Raw genomic sequence first — 17,175 nt, 5'->3', positions numbered from 1 at the left:
TTAGGGAAATACATAAATGAAAACAACATCAAATATTGATGTAACAAATATACAAGTACAATCAGAAGAGGTTGTAGAACGATTCCTGACTGCTTTGGTTGAACAAGATCATAATGTGATTAATGAACTCCTTCACTCAGATGTGCTTTATACAAATGTTTCTTTACCGACTTTTAGAGGTGGTAAAAGGGTTGCTAGTTTAATCAAAATTGCGCTCAGTAGCTCAAGAAAATTACAAGTTAAAAATCATCAAATCGTTGCAAAAGGAAATATAGTTCTCACCGAGCGTACGGATATTCTAGAAATTGGACCACTGCATATTGGATTTTGGGTATGTGGCACATTTAAAGTTGAGAATGGAAAAATAATTTTATGGCGTGATTATTTTGATTGGTTGAATATGAGCAAAGGGCTGCTTAGAGGAGTTTTCGGGATAGGAATAATTGGTTTACGTCCCAAAATATAGATTTTTAACACATGTTTTTGAAATTTATAACTTTTGGGATTGCTTTTTCTTGAAGTTAAAAAGTTGCTTACATCCTTCGATGTAAGATGTCAAATCAATATGTATAGTATCGTTACTATATAAATTGTTTCAATATGAGAAACTTAAAGGAGTAACAGATCAATTCATAGATGTGTTTGTTTTAGCCATTACTCCATTTAAAGCGCCTTATACAGCAATAATTAAAACCGTTATTAAAGGGTAAAGGACAATTATTGAAAAAATCAAAAAGGTTGCCTAATAAGGCTTTGGGATTACTAGAATTTGAAAGAATTCTCTTGAATGGAAGAGCATTCTTTTTTGAAATACTCTTCATAAATTTACCTTTATTGAACTTTAAGACTTAACTCTTTCTGCCAGCGTTGTTCTAATTGTTTTGTATCATAGTCAAATGGATGAAATGATGGACGAATATAATCGAAGAATTCTTTAAGGACTATAATATTAAATAGCCCTGTTTTCGGGTGAGCAATTTGACTGATAGATTGCAAGTGTTTTTTTGATAGAAACTTCTTATCTGCGATTAAGAGACGGGCTGTTCCATAGGTCATTAATCCTGCAAAAATACTACATCCAAGTACCATCCATACAATTCGTCTAGTATATCCACCACCTGCAGCATGATAGGCATCAAAAAACACTGCTTTATGTTCATTCTCTTCAACTGCATGCCAAAGCCATAAGTCACGTAGAGGACCAACCATCCTTTGATTCCACACATTATTACGTAATAACTCTGCACCAAATGTTCCATTACAATGTTCAATTGCGCAGCCGATTGCCATACGATCCATTAATGGTATAGTTCGATCTAGTAGAGTATATATTTGAATTAATTGTTGCTCAAAAGTTTCAATATCAATTCCATTTTGATCAGCGTAACGATGATATGCGGTATGTTCTTTAGCATGCATGGCTTCTTGACCAATAAATGCGCTGATATCAGCTTGTAATACTGGATCGTTAATACGTTCTCTAAGCGTACGAAGCATTCTTATTAAAAATAATTCTCCTTGTGCTGTTATTGCTGATAATGTATTTAAAAAATGACTATAAAGAGGATCTTTATCAAACCAATAACGTGTAGAAGGATCAAAATTAAACTTAATATTCCGAACAGGAAAAGAGGATTTAACTTTTTGTATAGCGTTAATTGTAGTAGACATGATAAATATTACTCCATTAAACGGAAACGATGTACCTTACGAACTATTAATATCGTAAATCGGACATAATGAATATTTTTTAAAAGTACTATAGGGTTCTTTTGTAAAGTATAAGGGATGCATTTGTCAATATATTTTTGACAATAAGTATTGTCATAATTTCCAGTATTAGTTATATTTTTATATATTCCTTATATTTGATGTGATATTTTGCATAAATTTTTTTAGAGACTTTTAATGAATACTGTCATTTTCTGAAATTGGCTTGAGACATGTAGAGTCTTTTACATATTACAGTACGATTTTTCTTACTCATCTTTTTACTTATGCGATTGTTAATTTAGTTTTGGAATATCGACTGGACAACTCAATCGTATACTTTGTTTAGTTATTCTGTATTTACGCTGGGCAAACTTTCACTCTTACGAATCATGCACGTAAAATTGGTGAACTATGGTTGGATGTAACCAATGGCTATGGAGCAGTTTCATTTGAAGAACATAATTTTAAAGGCATTTCGTAAATTGGTTTGATGACAAGCAGATTCAGCTTGTTTTGCAAGCTGTAAAAACCCATTTAGTAAACAGTTATGCTTAATATCATTATTTAAGAGCGATAAGGCATCGTCGAAAGACCTTTGACTGTGAGTGTATCTTTCTGATTTTGGTTTAAAGCGTAATCCAAGTTGCTTTAGTATTTACTGGTGAATGATATGAGGGAATAAACTTTATTCCCTCATTCATTTCATTTTAAGAAAAAATGCTTCACCCAGTAATCAAAACTTAGATAACGTCCACCGCCAAGCACAATTAATGCTAACAGCATGACTAAGTAGGTTACGGCAAACTCAATACCATTATTTAATATGACAAATGATCCACTTGAGGTTAACCAATCATAATTTCCATATATTTCTAAGATCTGACGAGCCTTTTCTAACTTTTCAGATGAAGCAATCACCTGAGCGCTAGCAAATGGAGCATTGGGATCAGCAATTGCTTGCCATCCATTCGGTAAATGTACTGTAACGATAGCAACTAGCATGGTGATAATGAGTGGAATACTGATTAGGCGGGTTAATAAACCTAGCGCTAACAAAATAGCTCCTAAAATTTCAGCAGAAGTCGCAAGCGTAGCTAACAATGTCGGGAATGGTAAACCCAAGCCCCAATCGGTATTACCAAACCATTCCACTGTTTGTTGAAAATGCGCAAGTTTGTTTGTACCTGCCATCCAGAATATAGGGACTAAATAAAGTCTCAGTGTAAGTGCTACGATACCGTCACCATGTTTTATGAGACTACAAAATTTTTGGTATTTTTCAGATAAAGCATAGATAGCGTTATTCATGAAAATTTCACACCCATTAAGATTGAATAGTAATTAGTCGATTGGTAACTGTGTTTCTTACATAATTCATAATTTTTAATTTGGACTGTAATAAATGGTAGTTTAGGTCGTCTAACTATATGTACCTAAGTACAAGCAAGTAAATTATCTTAAAGGAATAGAACAATGAATAAACTCAACTCAATCACATCAGTCGCAGCACTGCTAGCTTTATCTGTTGCTGGTGTAACTCAAGTATCAGCAGCCCCAACAACGCATGCGACAGAAACCCATGCGAAGAAAGCCAGTGATGCAAAATGTGGTGAAGCCAAGTGTGGATCGAACAAAATGACGAAATCACAAAAAGCGGCAGAAGCAAAATGTGGTGCTGATAAAAAAGCAGCAGATGGTAAATGTGGTGCAACGAAGAAAGCAACGGATGCGAAATGTGGTGCTGATAAAAAAGTTGCTGATGGTAAGTGTGGTAGTAAATAGTCAATCAGTTAAAGAATGATGTCGCTGTGAATCACATAGACGGCATCATTTCCAAAGTTGGAGTATCACCATGGTTAATTTGGCTGGTGTAGGGCTTGGGCTAAGAAGGGATTTTATTGATGAGTTTCTAAGTGCTAAAAAAGTGCCAGACTTTATTGAAATCGCGCCTGAAAATTGGATAGGTTTTGGTGGTCGGCATGCAAAGTTATTAGCTCGGTGTGTGGAAAAAGCACCTTTAATCTGTCATGGGCTGTCTTTATCCATTGGTGGGCCACATCCACTCAATTTAGAGTTTATTCAAAAAATTAAAGGGTTTTTAGAAGATTATCATATCCCGATTTATTCCGAGCATTTAAGTTATACCCATGATCGTGGCTACTTATACGACTTGATGCCAATTCCAATGACTGAGGCGGCAGTTAAATATGTAGCCGAACGTATTTTACGTGTCCAAGATATTTTAGGTAAAAGGCTGGTGATCGAAAATGTCTCAACCTATTTGATGCCAAATGCTGAAATGAGTGAGGCCGATTTTGTATCTGAAGTACTTCAGCAAGCAGACTGCGAGTTATTACTCGATGTGAATAACGTCTATGTAAACAGTATAAACCACGGCAGTGATGGGTATGCCTTTATTCGAGCAATGCCAAAAGAGCGGATTCGTTATATACATATTGCTGGGCATGAACAAGTTGAACAAAATCTATTGATTGATACGCATGGTGCTGAAGTATGCGATTCTGTCTGGCAATTATTACAATATACTTATCAAGTGTGTGGTGTAAAACCAACATTACTTGAGCGTGATTTTAATATTCCATCATGGCAAGAGTTACAAGATGAAATGACGAGAATTAAAACAATTCAGCAGCAGGAGGGCGGTGATGAAAACAGAGCAAATATCATTCCAAGCTACACAGCAGCAGTTTTGTAATTGGATTCGCTTTCCTCAATCTGAGTTACCAAAAGCTCTTCCTGCGGAACGAATGCAGATTTATCGAGATTTACTTTTTAATAATGTTAGTTCTTTTATTAACTTGGTTTATCCAATAGCTCGAGTAATGTTGCCCGAGTTGCAGTGGCAAAAGCTATTGAATGAATTTTTTCAAAAAGCGAAATGTGATTCACCTTTTTATAATGATATTTCTCTACAATTTAGAGAGTATTTGACAGACTGTCAGCATCCCAGTTTACAAGAATATCCGTGGTTAGCTGAGCTCTTACAGTTTGAATGGCTTGAACTCTATTTAGATACAGTTCAAATTGAAAAAAAACGCCTTACTCGGCAGAGTGAATGGCAGTTAAATACTCAAGTCTGGGTGCTCGTTTATCAATATCCTGTCTACCAATGGTCATCAAGCACGATCATTGCTGAAGTTGAGCCTATGCCTAGTGCCATATTGGTTTGGCGAAATGATCAAGATAATATCTGCGTAGAAAGCTTATCTGTTTTATTCGCTGTGGTGATTGAACAACTCAATCAACAAGAGTTAGTTGAACAAGATATTAGAAGTTTAATAAAAGCGACGTTTCCTGATTTTTCTAGTGTTCAGATACAAACCCAGATCGATGAGTTAAAAGTACTATTAATTCGATTGAAATTGTTAGATCTACCCTATACAAATGATGAGGAAAATGGATGAGCATAGAGCCTGCAAATGCGAATCAAGAAATATTACAACAACTACAAAATCCAGCCTTTGTAATAGAATTACGACAACAAATGCTGAAGTTCGCAATTCTACAACTGTCATCATTACAGCAGGCTGAAGATGCTGTTCAAGAAGCATTAATGAGCGCATTTCAATATATTGATTCTTTTACTGGCCGAGCAGCTTTTAAAACGTGGGTTTTTGCGATTTTAAAAAACAAGATTTTTGATTTAATTCGGCAAAAATCTCGTTTAATGACGATGAGTGAATTGTTTAATGACGAAGACAGTGAACAAAGTATAGATGCATTATTTGATGCTTCTGGACATTGGAATAAATATGAAGCACCTCAAGCATGGCCCAACCCAGAAGAAATATTGGAACAACAAGATTTTTGGATTATTTTTGATGCCTGTTTGAATCATTTACCAGCCAAATATGCACAAGTTTTCATGCTTAGAGAAATGATTGAACTCAGTTCAGATGAAATTTGTGAAAAGTTAGGACTTACTGTGACTAATTTAAATGTGCTCATGTATAGAAGTCGAACAAGATTGCGTGAATGTTTAGAAAATAAATGGTTATTGAAGGATGATTGCTCATGTTAACTTGTCGCCAAGCCACCCAGTTATTATCTGAAAGATTAGACCGAACACTTCAATTTCGAGAGCAGGGTAATTTACAAATTCATTTATTGCTTTGCCGTTCATGCCGCCGCTATGGAAAACAAGTTAAAACACTCAGTCAGCTTTCCAAAGAGTTTAAAAACTTTGATGAGGGTAAGTAGCTCGTGTCTGCTGTTTCCAAAAACAAAGTCCTCAGGCCAAGTTGATGTGAGCAATGTAAAAGGACTATTAATTCGATTTTTTGTATATAATTGATTATGTTGGTTTTATTTAATCTGTATTTTTTTAAAGAAAAATATTTTATATCGATTTTTATTTGTGATTATTCCGTATATTTACTAGTCAAATTCATGTTGTGAAGAGGTCGGTATTTATAACTTTTCTATATACGCTTCAGGAAAAATTACCTCAAAACTTATACCTTCTGCCCTATTTACTGCATGATAAGTTCCTTCATGAAGCGTCATAATAGAGGCCACAATCGACAGGCCTAAACCGCCGGTTTGATGAGTATTCTGTCTGCTGGAATTGCACTGATAAAATCGCTCAAAGATATGAGACAAATGCTCTGGAGAGATTTCTAAACCACTTGTGATTACTGATAATGCAATCATAGACATGTTATTGATAGTTTTTCGATGGCTATGCACATAAATAGTCCTATGATTGCCGCCATGAATCAGTGCGTTGGAGATCAGATTATACAGCGCTTGTTGTAACAGTTCTGGATCTGCTACTAACTCAGTTGTTTCAAGCTCTAAAACAAAATTGCAGTGTTGTTCTTCGGCTTGATACTCGAAAATGCTAAATATATTTTCTATAAATAATTGAAGCTGAATCTTCTGCTTGTTTAAGCAAACCTTTTGTGTATCTGCGCGGGCTAGAAATAACATACTGTCAATCATTCTTTTTAAACGTTGATAGTCCTCCAAGTTGGAAATCATGACTTCCTGATACTGTACGGGACTACGTTCACTCATGAGTAAAATTTCGGTTTGGCCGATTAAATTATTCAAAGGAGTTCTAAATTCATGCGCAATGTCTTCGGAAAAACGATTCAGCTGACTATATCCTATTTCAATACGGTCGAGCATGGCATTGATATCGGAGGCGAGCTGTTCAATCTCACCAGGAGGATGAATCAGATTGAGTCGCTGTTCAAGTTTGTGAATACTAATGGCATGGGTTTGTTCGCGCAGGGTTCTTAATGAGTTCAATCCCAGACGGCTGGTAATAGCACAAAGAATGAAAATGGCCAGAATACCAGTAACCACGTAGATAAAAAGATGTTTTTGAAAAGGCGAGATAATGTCTTTTCTTTCCGACCACTGCTTGCCCGCAATTAATAGATAGGGCTGTCGATTAATTTGAATGGTTTTCCATGCAATACGGGTGGGGTAAGCATGAACAGATAAATCACGGAATTGGATTTGGGGCTGAAGGGTAAATTTAGGCAGAGGAATGCCAAGAGGATTGATGTTAATCAGAATCTGATCGCCGTGAATCAATAAAAACAGATTGTCTTGATTTCCGAGCATGTTTTGATACAGCTTTGGACGCGCGATAATCTGTTCAATATTGCGACTGTCTTGCAGCAAAGTTTCCAGACGTTCTATTCGGTCAACCAAAGCCCGATCTTGCTGCGAAATTAAAATCTGGTTGATGCCTAGATAGGTCATCAATGCTACAGCACACAGGACCATTGCAGCACAAGTTGTAGCCAGTAGCGTTATTCGTAGTTCTAGCGAACGAATGGATTTAAACATTACTTCTCTGCCGAAATTTTATAGCCTAAACCGCGAACTGTATGAATTAATTTTATATCATGCGCCTCATCAATTTTATTGCGTAAGCGTCGCACCGCGACATCAATAAAATTCGTATCAGTATCAAAATTGATATGCCACACTTCGGAAGCAATTTGCCTACGCGTAATAATTTCATTTGGATGCCTCAGCATAAAGTGCAATAAATTGAATTCTTTTTTGCTGAGTTCGATTAACTGCTTATTACGCCAAACTTTATGATTGATCAAATCCAATTTTAGATTGGCAATTTCTAATTGGTTTTCCTGCACATACTGCTGGCGTCTAAGCAGGCTCTTAATTCGGGCCAATAATTCAATATAAGAAAAAGGCTTAGCCAGATAATCATCGGCGCCCAGTTCCAGACCTTTGACCCGATCGATCACCTGATCTTTTGCGGTAAGAAAAATAACGGGAATCTTGGAAAACTGTCGTAATACTTTCAGGACAGTCCAGCCATCAATATCGGGCAACATTACATCTAATATAACCAGACTATATGCATGCATCTTTAACTTTTCCAAGCCTTCTAGCCCTGAATGGGCACATTGCGCCTCATAGCCAGACTCATTTAACCCTTTAACCAGATATGAGGCGATCTTCACTTCATCTTCGATAATTAGAATACACATTTTGTTCAGACTCATTTTGAATGATGACAACTCTGTAATGTAATTGTCATCATTCAAATCATTCAAGTTGTATAAGATTTTTAAAACTTAATTCAGGGCAATCATGATGAACAAACTCAAAGGGCTTATTGCAACAGTAATGCTGATGAGTATCAGTACTTTTGCACAATCCATTCAATTGAATCAAGTTTATTCACTTGATTCCCAATCAGCACGAACTCTTCTTGATGCTGCAGTGGTCGCGTGTCAAAAAATACAGCGCAACATAGCTGTGGTTGTAGTGGATAGGGGAGGAAATACCTTGATGGCAAACAGGCATGAAACTGTCGGACCGCATAATTTGGGCGCAGCTGAAAAGAAAGCCTATACCGCTTTATCCACCAAAATGGAGACCTTGTTGTTAAGCCAAAATGTCCATGAAAACAAGGATGCAAAAAATTTAACCACTTTATCAAATTTACTGTTGTTAGGCGGAGGCATACCTGTGCGTTATAAAAATCAGGTGGTCGGTGCCATTGGTGTTGCTGGAGCAGGTGGAGCAAAAAATGACCATTACTGCGCTGAAACAGCTGTTCAGTCTATTTTCAATCCTTAAGGAATTCATTATGTTTAAAAAATTATTGCCACTCTCAACGTTATTATTGACATCAATGACTTTTGCACAAACTAACCCCTTAAGTGTGCATGTATTGAATTTGGAAAGTGGCCTGCCTTCCGCTCAAGTCATGGTGATACTTGAAAAAAGTACCGGCGAAAAATGGGTAAAATTAAATCAGCAATATACTGGTCCCAATGGCCGTATCACTGCGTTGTTTCCTGAAAATCAGAATTTTGAAGCCGGTATTTATAAAGTTACCTTTAAAACCGAGGATTGGTTTAAAAAAAATAAGCAAAATACTTTTTTCCCTGAAGTTCCAGTCATTTTTAAAGTAGATGGAAGCGTCAACCATTATCATATTCCTCTACTGTTGAGTCCTTATGGATATTCGACTTATAGAGGTAATTAATACTCAAAAGGGCTGGTAAAACTGGCCCATTTATTTGTGTTTAGGCCTTAAAACTAGAGAAAAATCACAAAAAATTCATGATTGTATTGTTATGCTTTTAGTTAGATTAAAGTTGACAAAGCTTATTGACGCTTAATGATTATTAAAAACGAGAATGATATGAATCAATTTTCTGAAGAAGACTTATCCAGAATTATCGAAATGGCTTGGGAAGATCGAACCCCATTTGAAGCCATCCAGACTGAGTTTCGCCTGAATGAAGCTGCGTTGATCCGGTTGATGCGGCAAAATATGAAACCGAGTAGCTTTAAAATGTGGCGTGAACGCGTGACTGGACGAAAAACCAAGCATCTGCAACTGCGTTCGCCCGAGGTGATACGGGCCTATTGTTTACGGCAATACAAGCATTTTTAAGCGTTTGATTTTGGCCGCCGTCTGGACTGATGTTTACATCGTTCAGAACAGTAACGTACTTCCTCCCAGCAGCACGCCAGCTAATATGCCATGATCTATCCATCCTGTGGTTATAACTAGAATACGCGGGTGAATCCCTATGTGATTAACTTCATTACCCGGGGTACAGATGAAATTCTGATGGCAAAAAATGCTAGCAACAAAACCCAGAGATACAGCTTGATTACAGACTTTGTTTAAGTCGGAGAAACCTTGGAAGAGGTAGTACGCGGTGAGATGCTGGAAGAAAAGGGGCGGCAGATCAAAGATATTCAATATCTGGCCAGTCAGGCGTGGCCATTTCCCAGCAATCTGATGATGGCTTTCAAGGCAGAATATCATGCGGGTGAAATTTATATTCAGGAAAATGAACTAAGCGATGCGCAATTTTTCAAATTTGATCAGTTACCAGAGATTCCGTTCAAGGGCAGTATCTCCTATGCCATGATTCAGCATGTGATGTTTAGAATACCTGTTGTAGATGACAGCAAAAAGTGGCTTTGAAACAGTAATCATGTTTGGGTTTCTCAAAAAACTGCAATAACGCCCGGATTCTGAATATTCAGATGACATTTCCTGATCTGGAGAAACTGAATAGCATCATTTGGTCTTCACGCTTTGTTCACACCTGCATGGGTTATCTTAAGACTGTGATAAAACAAGGCGAAAAAACGAAAATGCTATTTAAGTCTGTTTTTGCAGCGACCGCACTGACCATCATCAGCTTAAGTACAACGACTCGAGCAGAAACTGTTGCACCTCAGCCAGTCGATCAGGTGGATATCCAGCGGTATGCAGGAAAGTGGTATGAAATTGCGCATTTACCGATGTATTTTCAACGTAAGTGTGTCTCGAATATCACGGCGCTATACAGTGTCAATGCTGATCAAACCTTGCGTGTCTTGAATAGTTGCAGGATTGCCAATCATGAGATGATCAGCTCTGAAGGGGAGGCCTATCCGCAAAATGCGGGCAACAGCAAATTAAAGGTCAGTTTTTTGCCACAAGGTTTAAGATGGATACCATTTAGCAAAGGTCATTATTGGATATTACGAATAGACCCAGAATATAAAGTGGCATTGGTAGGTGGCCCAAGTATTAAATACCTGTGGATTTTGTCACGTGAACCGCAGCTGGATGAAGCCACTTATCAATCCTATCTGCAAACTGCAAAACATTATGGTTATGACGTGACAAAACTGATCAAATTGCCGCATTAATCTGTTACCCTTTTGCCGAACTGCATTTCTCTCTATGGTTCGGCTTTTTTTATTGACTTCACATAAAATTCATACCTGACTGATTACACTCATCAAATAGAATAAAGACAATCGCTTGAAAGTAGGATGAGTCCATGTTGAAAATTCTGATGCGATGGATAGACAGCTGGTCTACACCCACAGCGCCCGAAACACTGACGGCTGAAAACAGCAAGATTCAGTGGCTGAGGATCTTGCCCTTTACTCTATTGCATCTGGCCTGTTTTGCCGTGTTCTGGGTGGGAGTGTCGTGGTTTGCGATTGGCTTTATGCTGCTGTTCTACCTGATCCGCATGTTTTCCATTACCGCTTTTTTTCATCGCTATTTGTCACACAAAACTTTTCAGACTTCGCGCACGGTACAGTTCCTGTTTGTGCTGATTGGCACCATGAGTGCACAGCGTGGCCCACTGTGGTGGGCGGCACATCACCGCTATCACCATCGCTATACCGATACCTTGCAAGACCCACATTCCTCGACGCATGGTTTTTGGTACAGCCACATCGGCTGGTTTTTAAACGAATATAACTTTGCTACGCGTAAAGAAGTCATTAATGACTGGCTAAAATATCCAGAACTGATCTGGCTGGACCGTTTCAGCTTAATTGTAGTGTTACTGACCGCGAGCGGAATTTATGCATTTGGGGAATGGCTGACCATTATCTGGCCGCAACTCGGTACGTCTGGCCTGCAATTGCTGGTCTGGGGCTTTGTCATCTCTACCGTATTATTGACCCATGCCACCTTGTGTATCAATTCATTGGCGCATCATTATGGCAGCCGGGATTTTGACACTGAAGATCACAGCCGCAACAACTTATTCCTGTCCATCATTACCTTGGGCGAAGGCTGGCATAACAACCATCATTATTATGCTGGCAGTACCCGGCAGGGCTTTTACTGGTGGCAGATTGATGTGACCTATTACCTGCTGAAACTCATGTCCTGGCTCGGGCTGGTCTGGGGGCTCAAGCCAATTCCCGCACGGGTCTATGAAGCAAGTAAAATTAGACAGGCTCGAAAACAGAAAAAACTCACCACGACGGGCGCTCACACGATTCAATCGAAGGAATCACCATGAAAATCGCAATTATTGGTTCAGGTATTTCCGGTTTGTATGCGGCTTGGAAATTAAGTAAAGTGCATGAAGTTACCGTCTTTGAAAAGAATAACTACTTTGGCGGTCATACTGATACCCATCAGTTGAATATAGAGGGCGAACAGGTCGCAGTAGACAGTGGCTTTATTGTGTTTAATGAACATAACTATCCACTGTTCTGCAGAATGTTGAAAGAACTCGGGATTCAATCGCAAAGCAGTGACATGGGTTTTTCGGTGAATAATCAGGTCACTGGCTTGCAGTACAATCCTTCAAAAAAATTCTCGCTGTTGTTCCGACCGCAAAACTTTTTTAACGCCGATTTTCGCGTGATGTTATCGGATTTATTCCGTTTTTATGCTGCGAATGTAGATTTGGATGTCGAACAGGTTGATGCAAAGCTAACTATTGATGAGTATCTGAATCAGCATGGCTACTCGAAAGCTTTCCGTCAGGAACATCTCTATCCGATGTGCGGGGCGCTGTGGTCCTGTCCAGTGGAGCAAGCTGGACAGATTCCGTATAAATTTGTGGTGAGCTTTTTTCAGCATCATCGTATGTTGCAGCTGAAAGAACGCCCGTCGTGGCTTACCGTCAAAGGTGGATCAGCTCGTTACGTCAATGCCATTAAGGCCCAATCGAATATGACTTTCCGCAAAATGGGTGTTCTCCATGTATCCCGTAATGCCAATGATGTACTGATTGAAACGGTACAGGGCAGTGAACGTTTTGACTGGGTAATCTTTACCAGCCATGCCGATGACAGCCTGAAACTGCTGAAAGACCCGTCAGTAGCGGAACTAGACGTACTGGGTAAGTTCCGCTATCAGGATAACCGCATGGTGGTGCATTCCGATACCCGCATCATGCCTAAATCCCGTCGCCAGTGGGCCAGCTGGCATGTGCATGTGACCCCGAGTCAGGCATCCGAACAGAACACGTTCCAGCACAGTGGCATTCATTATGGTTTCAGTTACTGGATGAACCAGCTGCAAAACCTGAAATGCAAAACTCAGGTCTTTGCCACCCTGAATCCTAATTTTGCCATTGATCCGAAAAAAGTCTGGGTAGAACGGCATTACCGTCATCCGGTGTTTGATGCCTCCGCGATTGAAGCGCAACAACGTTGGAACGAAGTCAATACTCAGAACCGCACCTCATACTGTGGTGCCTACTGGGGCTGGGGCTTTCACGAAGATGGGGCACGTAGTGCTTCATGGGTTGTAAATCAGTTGCTGCAACAGACTGAGCAGGTAGCCTAGGAGCACATGATGCAGATGTATCCATTGGCGATCGCCGCTGCTGAAATTCGACATCGCCGTTATTTGCCCAAAGCCCACGCTTTTGAAAGCAAGCTAAGCTATTTATGGTTTGATCCGGATCAGCTTGCGAGCTTTAACCGAAAATCCTGGCTGTGGTCCTCTAGCCGCTGGAATCTACTGACCCTGGATGAGCATGACTTTCTGACCATGGAATGTGGTTCGATCCGGCAAAAAATTGTACGCCTGCTGATCAAACGGGAAAACTATCTATTGCCGCATGCCGCTTCCATCCGGGTGCTCGCTTTACCACGCACACTCGGCTTTCGCTTTAATTCTGTAGTGTTTTATCTGGTCTTTGATGCCACCGATCAATTGCTCTTTGTCCTCAGCGAAATCACCAACACACCGTGGAATGAACGTCAGGTTTATATCCACGACTGCCGGAAAAATGCAGCTGAACATGCGCCCTACCAGAGTCACCAATTTGATTTTAAAAAGGCTTTTCATGTATCGCCGTTCATGCCGATGGCACTGGATTACCGCTGGCGCTTCAGCTTCTCCGATCAGCAGAACGTGATTCATATGCAGTTGTTTCAGCAGGGCGTGCTGCAATTCGATGCCACCCTGAAATTTTCCCTGCAGGCCATCACTGTTCCTTCACAGCAGCATCGTTATGCTGTGCTGAAAGTTCTTGAACCCTTCAGGATGGTCAGCGGAATTTATCTGCATGCCTTTCGTTTATGGAAAAAGAAAATTCCATTTTATCGACATCCTAAAAAAGAAAAAGGAAACACATTGCGATGAAGACACTATTCATGGGACAGCAAAGCACACTGCCGGTGGTATTACGGCATTTGCTGAAATTACGGCATGGTCAGCTGATTTTTAAAGGCGTCTGGAACGGAGACGTCGGGGAAAGCAGTGATCTGCAGGCAGTGATTGAGGTGCATGATTCCCGTCTGATGGAACTGTTGTTCCGCAATGGTGTGCTCGGTGCAGCAGATGGTTTTATCCGCGGTTACTGGAGTAGTGAAGATCTAGTGGATGTGATCCGCATTCTGGCACGCAACCGAGATGTATTGGACCGGATGAACCAGAATGCAGTGACCAAGGCCAGCCAGTTGCTCTTAAAGGCCTGGTACCAATCGCGCAAGAATTCGATTGATGGCAGCCGCAAAAATATTGCCGAGCATTATGACCTGAGCAATGACTTTTTCAAGCTCTTGCTGGATAGCACCATGATGTATTCCAGTGCGGTGTTTAAAGAGCCCAGTATGAGTTTGGAACAGGCTTCGGATTATAAAAAAGAGCTGATCTGCCAGAAACTCAAGCTGAAACCGATGGATCATTTAGTCGAAATTGGCAGTGGCTGGGGCGGTTTTGCCATTTATGCCGCACAGCAGTATGGCTGTAAAGTCACCACCATAACCATTTCTAAGGCACAGTATGATGAAGCCGTGGCTCGGGTCGCTGCAGTTGGACTGTCACATCGCGTCACTGTCCAGCTGAAAGATTACCGTTTATTGGAAGGCAAATACGATAAGCTGGTGTCGATTGAAATGATCGAGGCCGTGGGTGAACAGTATTTGCCGACCTATTTCCGTAAATGTCATGAGCTCCTCAAGCCGAATGGTCTGGCCCTGATTCAGGCTATCACCATTGAAGATGCACGCTATTCGAAAGCCCTGAATACAGTGGACTATATCAAGCGCTATATTTTTCCGGGCAGTTTTATTCCCTGTATTAGTGTAATAACCCATGCTGCTTCTGAGCAAAAATTGCGTCTCAAGCATTTGGAAGATATCGGTCAGAGCTATGCTCAAACCCTGAACTGCTGGCGTCAGCGTTTCTTGGAACAGCGTGATCAGGTTCTGCAGCTCGGCTTTGATGAGCGCTTTATCCGCATGTGGGATTTTTATCTGTGTTATTGCGAAGGTGGCTTCCGTGAAGGCGTGATCAGTGATGTACATCTGGTGTTCGAAGCCAGTGCTTACTAAGCCGAAATAAAACAGGAGGGCTGACATGCTGCTGAATTTACTGGTACTGAATGTCTATATCATGTTCTGTAGCTGGCTGCTGGTGACCTATAACCAGCGTGCCGGACTGGTCGATGTGGCGTGGAGCTTTTGTATTGGACTCAACGTCATTATCGCGGCCTGGGTGATGGAAACTGCACCGCTGTTAGTTCGGGTATTTCTGGGCGTGTTTAGTGGCATCTGGTTTTTACGCTTGACATGGCATCTACTACGACGTTATGCCAGTGAAACTGCAGAAGATACCCGTTATGCCAATATGCGCCGGGCCATGGGCGATTATCAGCATCTCGGTTTTCTGGCCTTTTTTATGTTTCAGGCTGGGCTGGTGGTGCTGTTTTCCTATCCGATGCTAGAGCTGCTGAGCATTCCTGTCCAGCAGTGGAATGACTGGACACAGCTCACAGTGCTTTTGGCAGCCATAATCATGCTGCTGGCCCTGATGGGGGAAGGCACGGCTGATCAGCAACTTTACCGTTTCAAGCTTGATCCGCAAAACCAGGGCATAACCCTGGATCGGGGACTATGGAAATATTCACGTCATCCAAACTATTTTTTTGAATGGCTACACTGGTTTGCTTATCCAATCCTTGGTCTGGCGGCAGGTGTTTATGAATTATGGTTGTATCCACTGTTGATGTGGCTGTTTTTGTACTACATCACCGGAATTCCCTTTAGTGAACAACAGGCGCTGGCACATCGCGGCGATAACTATAAAGACTATCAACGACGAACTTCAATGTTTATTCCGTGGCCACCCAAAGAGTAGGTAATTAAATGGACTTTATGATTCAACAATCTTTAAAACTAGTCGAAAGTGGCAAACTGCCCGATACTGTGATTCGGGCCGGCATTCGCAGCTTAAGCAAAAAACGTCTGGCGCAGGAAGGGCGCTTTGACCCGGCACTGGCTGCCCAGCGCTATATGGATGTGCTGCATATGCTGAAAAACAGCAAGATTGCCATCGAGACTGACAAAGCCAATGAGCAGCACTATGAACTGCCCACCGCATTTTTTCAGGCGGTGCTGGGCAAGCGTCTGAAATACAGCGCCAGTCTGTTTGAATATACACATACTACGCTGGATCAGGCGGAAGAAGCGGCACTTGCCAGCTATTGCCAGCGTGCACAGCTACAGGATGGACAGGATATTCTGGAAATAGGCTGTGGATGGGGCTCTTTAAGCTTGTACATGGCCGAGCATTATCCCAATGCCCGCATTACCGTGGTGTCAAACTCCTCAACCCAGCGTCAGTATATTCAGGAACAGGCCCATCTGAGAAAACTGGAAAACCTGACGGTGATGACCTGCGACATCAATGTACTGCAACTGGAAGCCGCTTATTTCGACCGTGTGGTTTCGGTAGAAATGTTTGAACATGTACGTAATTATCAGAAACTATTTGAAAATATTAGCACTTGGCTGAAAGCGGATGGCTTGCTGTGGTGTCATATTTTCTGTCACCGTTTTCTGCATTATCCGTTTGAAGTAAAAAATGAATTTGACTGGATGTCAAAATATTTCTTTAGTGGGGGGCTTATGCCTGCCGCCTCAACCTTTCTGCATTTCCAGCAGCATTTGCAGCTGAAAATGCACTGGCAATGGGCCGGCACCCAATATGAACGTACTGCAAATGCATGGCTAGAGAATATGGACCAGAAGCACGCCGAGCTGCAGCCCCTGTTTGAACAGACCTATGGCGCAGATGCGGCAATCTGGTGGCAGCGCTGGCGGATTTTCTTTATAGCCTGTGCAGAGCTGTTCGGTTATGACCATGGCCGTGAGTGGGTGATCGGTCACTTTCTGTTTAAGAAAAAAGCCATATAATTGAATGATAAATCGGATGGGACA

20 protein-coding genes and 1 pseudogene are annotated in these 17,175 nt (G+C 40.9%); 17 read left to right on the top strand and 4 right to left on the bottom strand.

Translation table 11 applies throughout. From position 1 onward, the window contains the following. Positions 1 to 16: 16 nt before the first annotated feature. Entirely contained in the window at positions 17 to 466 is a 450-nt protein-coding gene (locus tag FY049_RS02380; protein WP_105714806.1) for a limonene-1,2-epoxide hydrolase family protein, read from the top strand. A 365-nt stretch (positions 467 to 831) separates the two neighbouring features. Here the strand turns inward: FY049_RS02380 and FY049_RS02375 are convergent, their stop codons facing one another. Both FY049_RS02375 and FY049_RS02370 read right to left on the bottom strand, forming a co-directional pair. Beyond that, positions 832 to 1,671 carry a metal-dependent hydrolase gene (locus FY049_RS02375; RefSeq protein ID WP_151956889.1) on the bottom strand — a complete coding sequence of 280 codons (840 nt, stop codon included), beginning with the start codon at positions 1,669 to 1,671 and terminating at the stop codon, positions 832 to 834. 744 nt (positions 1,672 to 2,415) lie between these two features. Further along, complete coding sequence (locus FY049_RS02370; RefSeq protein ID WP_151956890.1) at positions 2,416 to 3,021, bottom strand: HvfX family Cu-binding RiPP maturation protein; 606 nt, start codon at positions 3,019 to 3,021, stop codon at positions 2,416 to 2,418. Positions 3,022 to 3,186: 165 nt separating this feature from the next. Between FY049_RS02370 and FY049_RS02365 the strand changes: the two genes are divergently transcribed. From FY049_RS02365 to FY049_RS02345, 5 genes are all read left to right on the top strand, one after another. Beyond that, positions 3,187 to 3,495 carry an HvfA family oxazolone/thioamide-modified RiPP metallophore gene (locus FY049_RS02365; protein WP_096733471.1) on the top strand — a complete coding sequence of 103 codons (309 nt, stop codon included), beginning with the start codon at positions 3,187 to 3,189 and terminating at the stop codon, positions 3,493 to 3,495. 70 nt (positions 3,496 to 3,565) lie between these two features. Beyond that, on the top strand, positions 3,566 to 4,429 hold the full coding sequence (locus FY049_RS02360; protein WP_105713410.1) for an HvfB family MNIO-type RiPP peptide maturase: 864 nt from the start codon (positions 3,566 to 3,568) through the stop codon (positions 4,427 to 4,429). After that, positions 4,380 to 5,138 (top strand): HvfC family RiPP maturation protein, encoded by a 759-nt coding sequence (locus tag FY049_RS02355; protein ID WP_446083092.1) that lies wholly within the window; start codon positions 4,380 to 4,382, stop codon positions 5,136 to 5,138. The genes FY049_RS02360 and FY049_RS02355 overlap by 50 nt, the downstream gene beginning before the upstream one ends. Continuing rightward, positions 5,135 to 5,755, top strand: coding sequence for an RNA polymerase factor sigma-70 (locus tag FY049_RS02350; RefSeq protein ID WP_105713412.1), 621 nt, complete (start codon positions 5,135 to 5,137; stop codon positions 5,753 to 5,755). Before FY049_RS02355 ends, FY049_RS02350 begins: the two co-directional genes overlap by 4 nt. Continuing rightward, positions 5,749 to 5,934 carry a zf-HC2 domain-containing protein gene (locus FY049_RS02345; RefSeq protein WP_105713413.1) on the top strand — a complete coding sequence of 62 codons (186 nt, stop codon included), beginning with the start codon at positions 5,749 to 5,751 and terminating at the stop codon, positions 5,932 to 5,934. The genes FY049_RS02350 and FY049_RS02345 overlap by 7 nt, the downstream gene beginning before the upstream one ends. A gap of 210 nt (positions 5,935 to 6,144) precedes the next feature. Here FY049_RS02345 and FY049_RS02340 read toward each other — a convergent pair whose 3' ends face one another. Both FY049_RS02340 and FY049_RS02335 read right to left on the bottom strand, forming a co-directional pair. After that, positions 6,145 to 7,539: a heavy metal sensor histidine kinase gene (locus FY049_RS02340; RefSeq protein ID WP_105713414.1), complete on the bottom strand. Its 1,395-nt coding sequence runs from the start codon at positions 7,537 to 7,539 to the stop codon at positions 6,145 to 6,147. After that, positions 7,539 to 8,210: a heavy metal response regulator transcription factor gene (locus tag FY049_RS02335; RefSeq protein WP_105713415.1), complete on the bottom strand. Its 672-nt coding sequence runs from the start codon at positions 8,208 to 8,210 to the stop codon at positions 7,539 to 7,541. Before FY049_RS02335 ends, FY049_RS02340 begins: the two co-directional genes overlap by 1 nt. Positions 8,211 to 8,316: 106 nt before the next feature. On the opposite strand from FY049_RS02335, the gene FY049_RS02330 reads away from it, so the two are divergent. From FY049_RS02330 to FY049_RS02280, 11 genes and pseudogenes are all read left to right on the top strand, one after another. Further along, positions 8,317 to 8,805 (top strand): GlcG/HbpS family heme-binding protein, encoded by a 489-nt coding sequence (locus FY049_RS02330; RefSeq protein ID WP_353163947.1) that lies wholly within the window; start codon positions 8,317 to 8,319, stop codon positions 8,803 to 8,805. 10 nt (positions 8,806 to 8,815) lie between these two features. After that, positions 8,816 to 9,217, top strand: coding sequence for a hydroxyisourate hydrolase (gene uraH, locus FY049_RS02325; protein WP_446083091.1), 402 nt, complete (start codon positions 8,816 to 8,818; stop codon positions 9,215 to 9,217). A gap of 159 nt (positions 9,218 to 9,376) precedes the next feature. Beyond that, positions 9,377 to 9,631 carry a TIGR03643 family protein gene (locus tag FY049_RS02320; protein WP_446083090.1) on the top strand — a complete coding sequence of 85 codons (255 nt, stop codon included), beginning with the start codon at positions 9,377 to 9,379 and terminating at the stop codon, positions 9,629 to 9,631. A gap of 84 nt (positions 9,632 to 9,715) precedes the next feature. After that, positions 9,716 to 10,174: pseudogene (locus FY049_RS02315) on the top strand (NAD(+) diphosphatase); the annotation flags it as partial. 173 nt (positions 10,175 to 10,347) lie between these two features. Beyond that, positions 10,348 to 10,890, top strand: a complete 543-nt coding sequence (locus tag FY049_RS02310) for a lipocalin family protein (RefSeq protein WP_446083089.1) — start codon at positions 10,348 to 10,350, stop codon at positions 10,888 to 10,890. A 134-nt stretch (positions 10,891 to 11,024) separates the two neighbouring features. Next, positions 11,025 to 12,011, top strand: a complete 987-nt coding sequence (locus tag FY049_RS02305) for an acyl-CoA desaturase (protein ID WP_446083088.1) — start codon at positions 11,025 to 11,027, stop codon at positions 12,009 to 12,011. Beyond that, complete coding sequence (locus FY049_RS02300; RefSeq protein ID WP_446083087.1) at positions 12,008 to 13,291, top strand: NAD(P)/FAD-dependent oxidoreductase; 1,284 nt, start codon at positions 12,008 to 12,010, stop codon at positions 13,289 to 13,291. The genes FY049_RS02305 and FY049_RS02300 overlap by 4 nt, the downstream gene beginning before the upstream one ends. A gap of 9 nt (positions 13,292 to 13,300) precedes the next feature. Beyond that, positions 13,301 to 14,095, top strand: a complete 795-nt coding sequence (locus FY049_RS02295) for a DUF1365 domain-containing protein (RefSeq protein WP_105713421.1) — start codon at positions 13,301 to 13,303, stop codon at positions 14,093 to 14,095. Further along, positions 14,092 to 15,288 (top strand): SAM-dependent methyltransferase, encoded by a 1,197-nt coding sequence (locus FY049_RS02290; RefSeq protein ID WP_105713422.1) that lies wholly within the window; start codon positions 14,092 to 14,094, stop codon positions 15,286 to 15,288. Before FY049_RS02295 ends, FY049_RS02290 begins: the two co-directional genes overlap by 4 nt. A gap of 25 nt (positions 15,289 to 15,313) precedes the next feature. After that, positions 15,314 to 16,093, top strand: coding sequence for a DUF1295 domain-containing protein (locus FY049_RS02285; protein WP_105713423.1), 780 nt, complete (start codon positions 15,314 to 15,316; stop codon positions 16,091 to 16,093). Positions 16,094 to 16,101: 8 nt separating this feature from the next. Next, positions 16,102 to 17,151 carry an SAM-dependent methyltransferase gene (locus FY049_RS02280; RefSeq protein WP_105713424.1) on the top strand — a complete coding sequence of 350 codons (1,050 nt, stop codon included), beginning with the start codon at positions 16,102 to 16,104 and terminating at the stop codon, positions 17,149 to 17,151. The last annotated feature ends 24 nt before the right edge of the window (positions 17,152 to 17,175 follow it).

The organism is Acinetobacter sp. 1125_18A (assembly GCF_052824985.1).
This window is presented reverse-complemented; position numbering and strand designations above follow the sequence as displayed.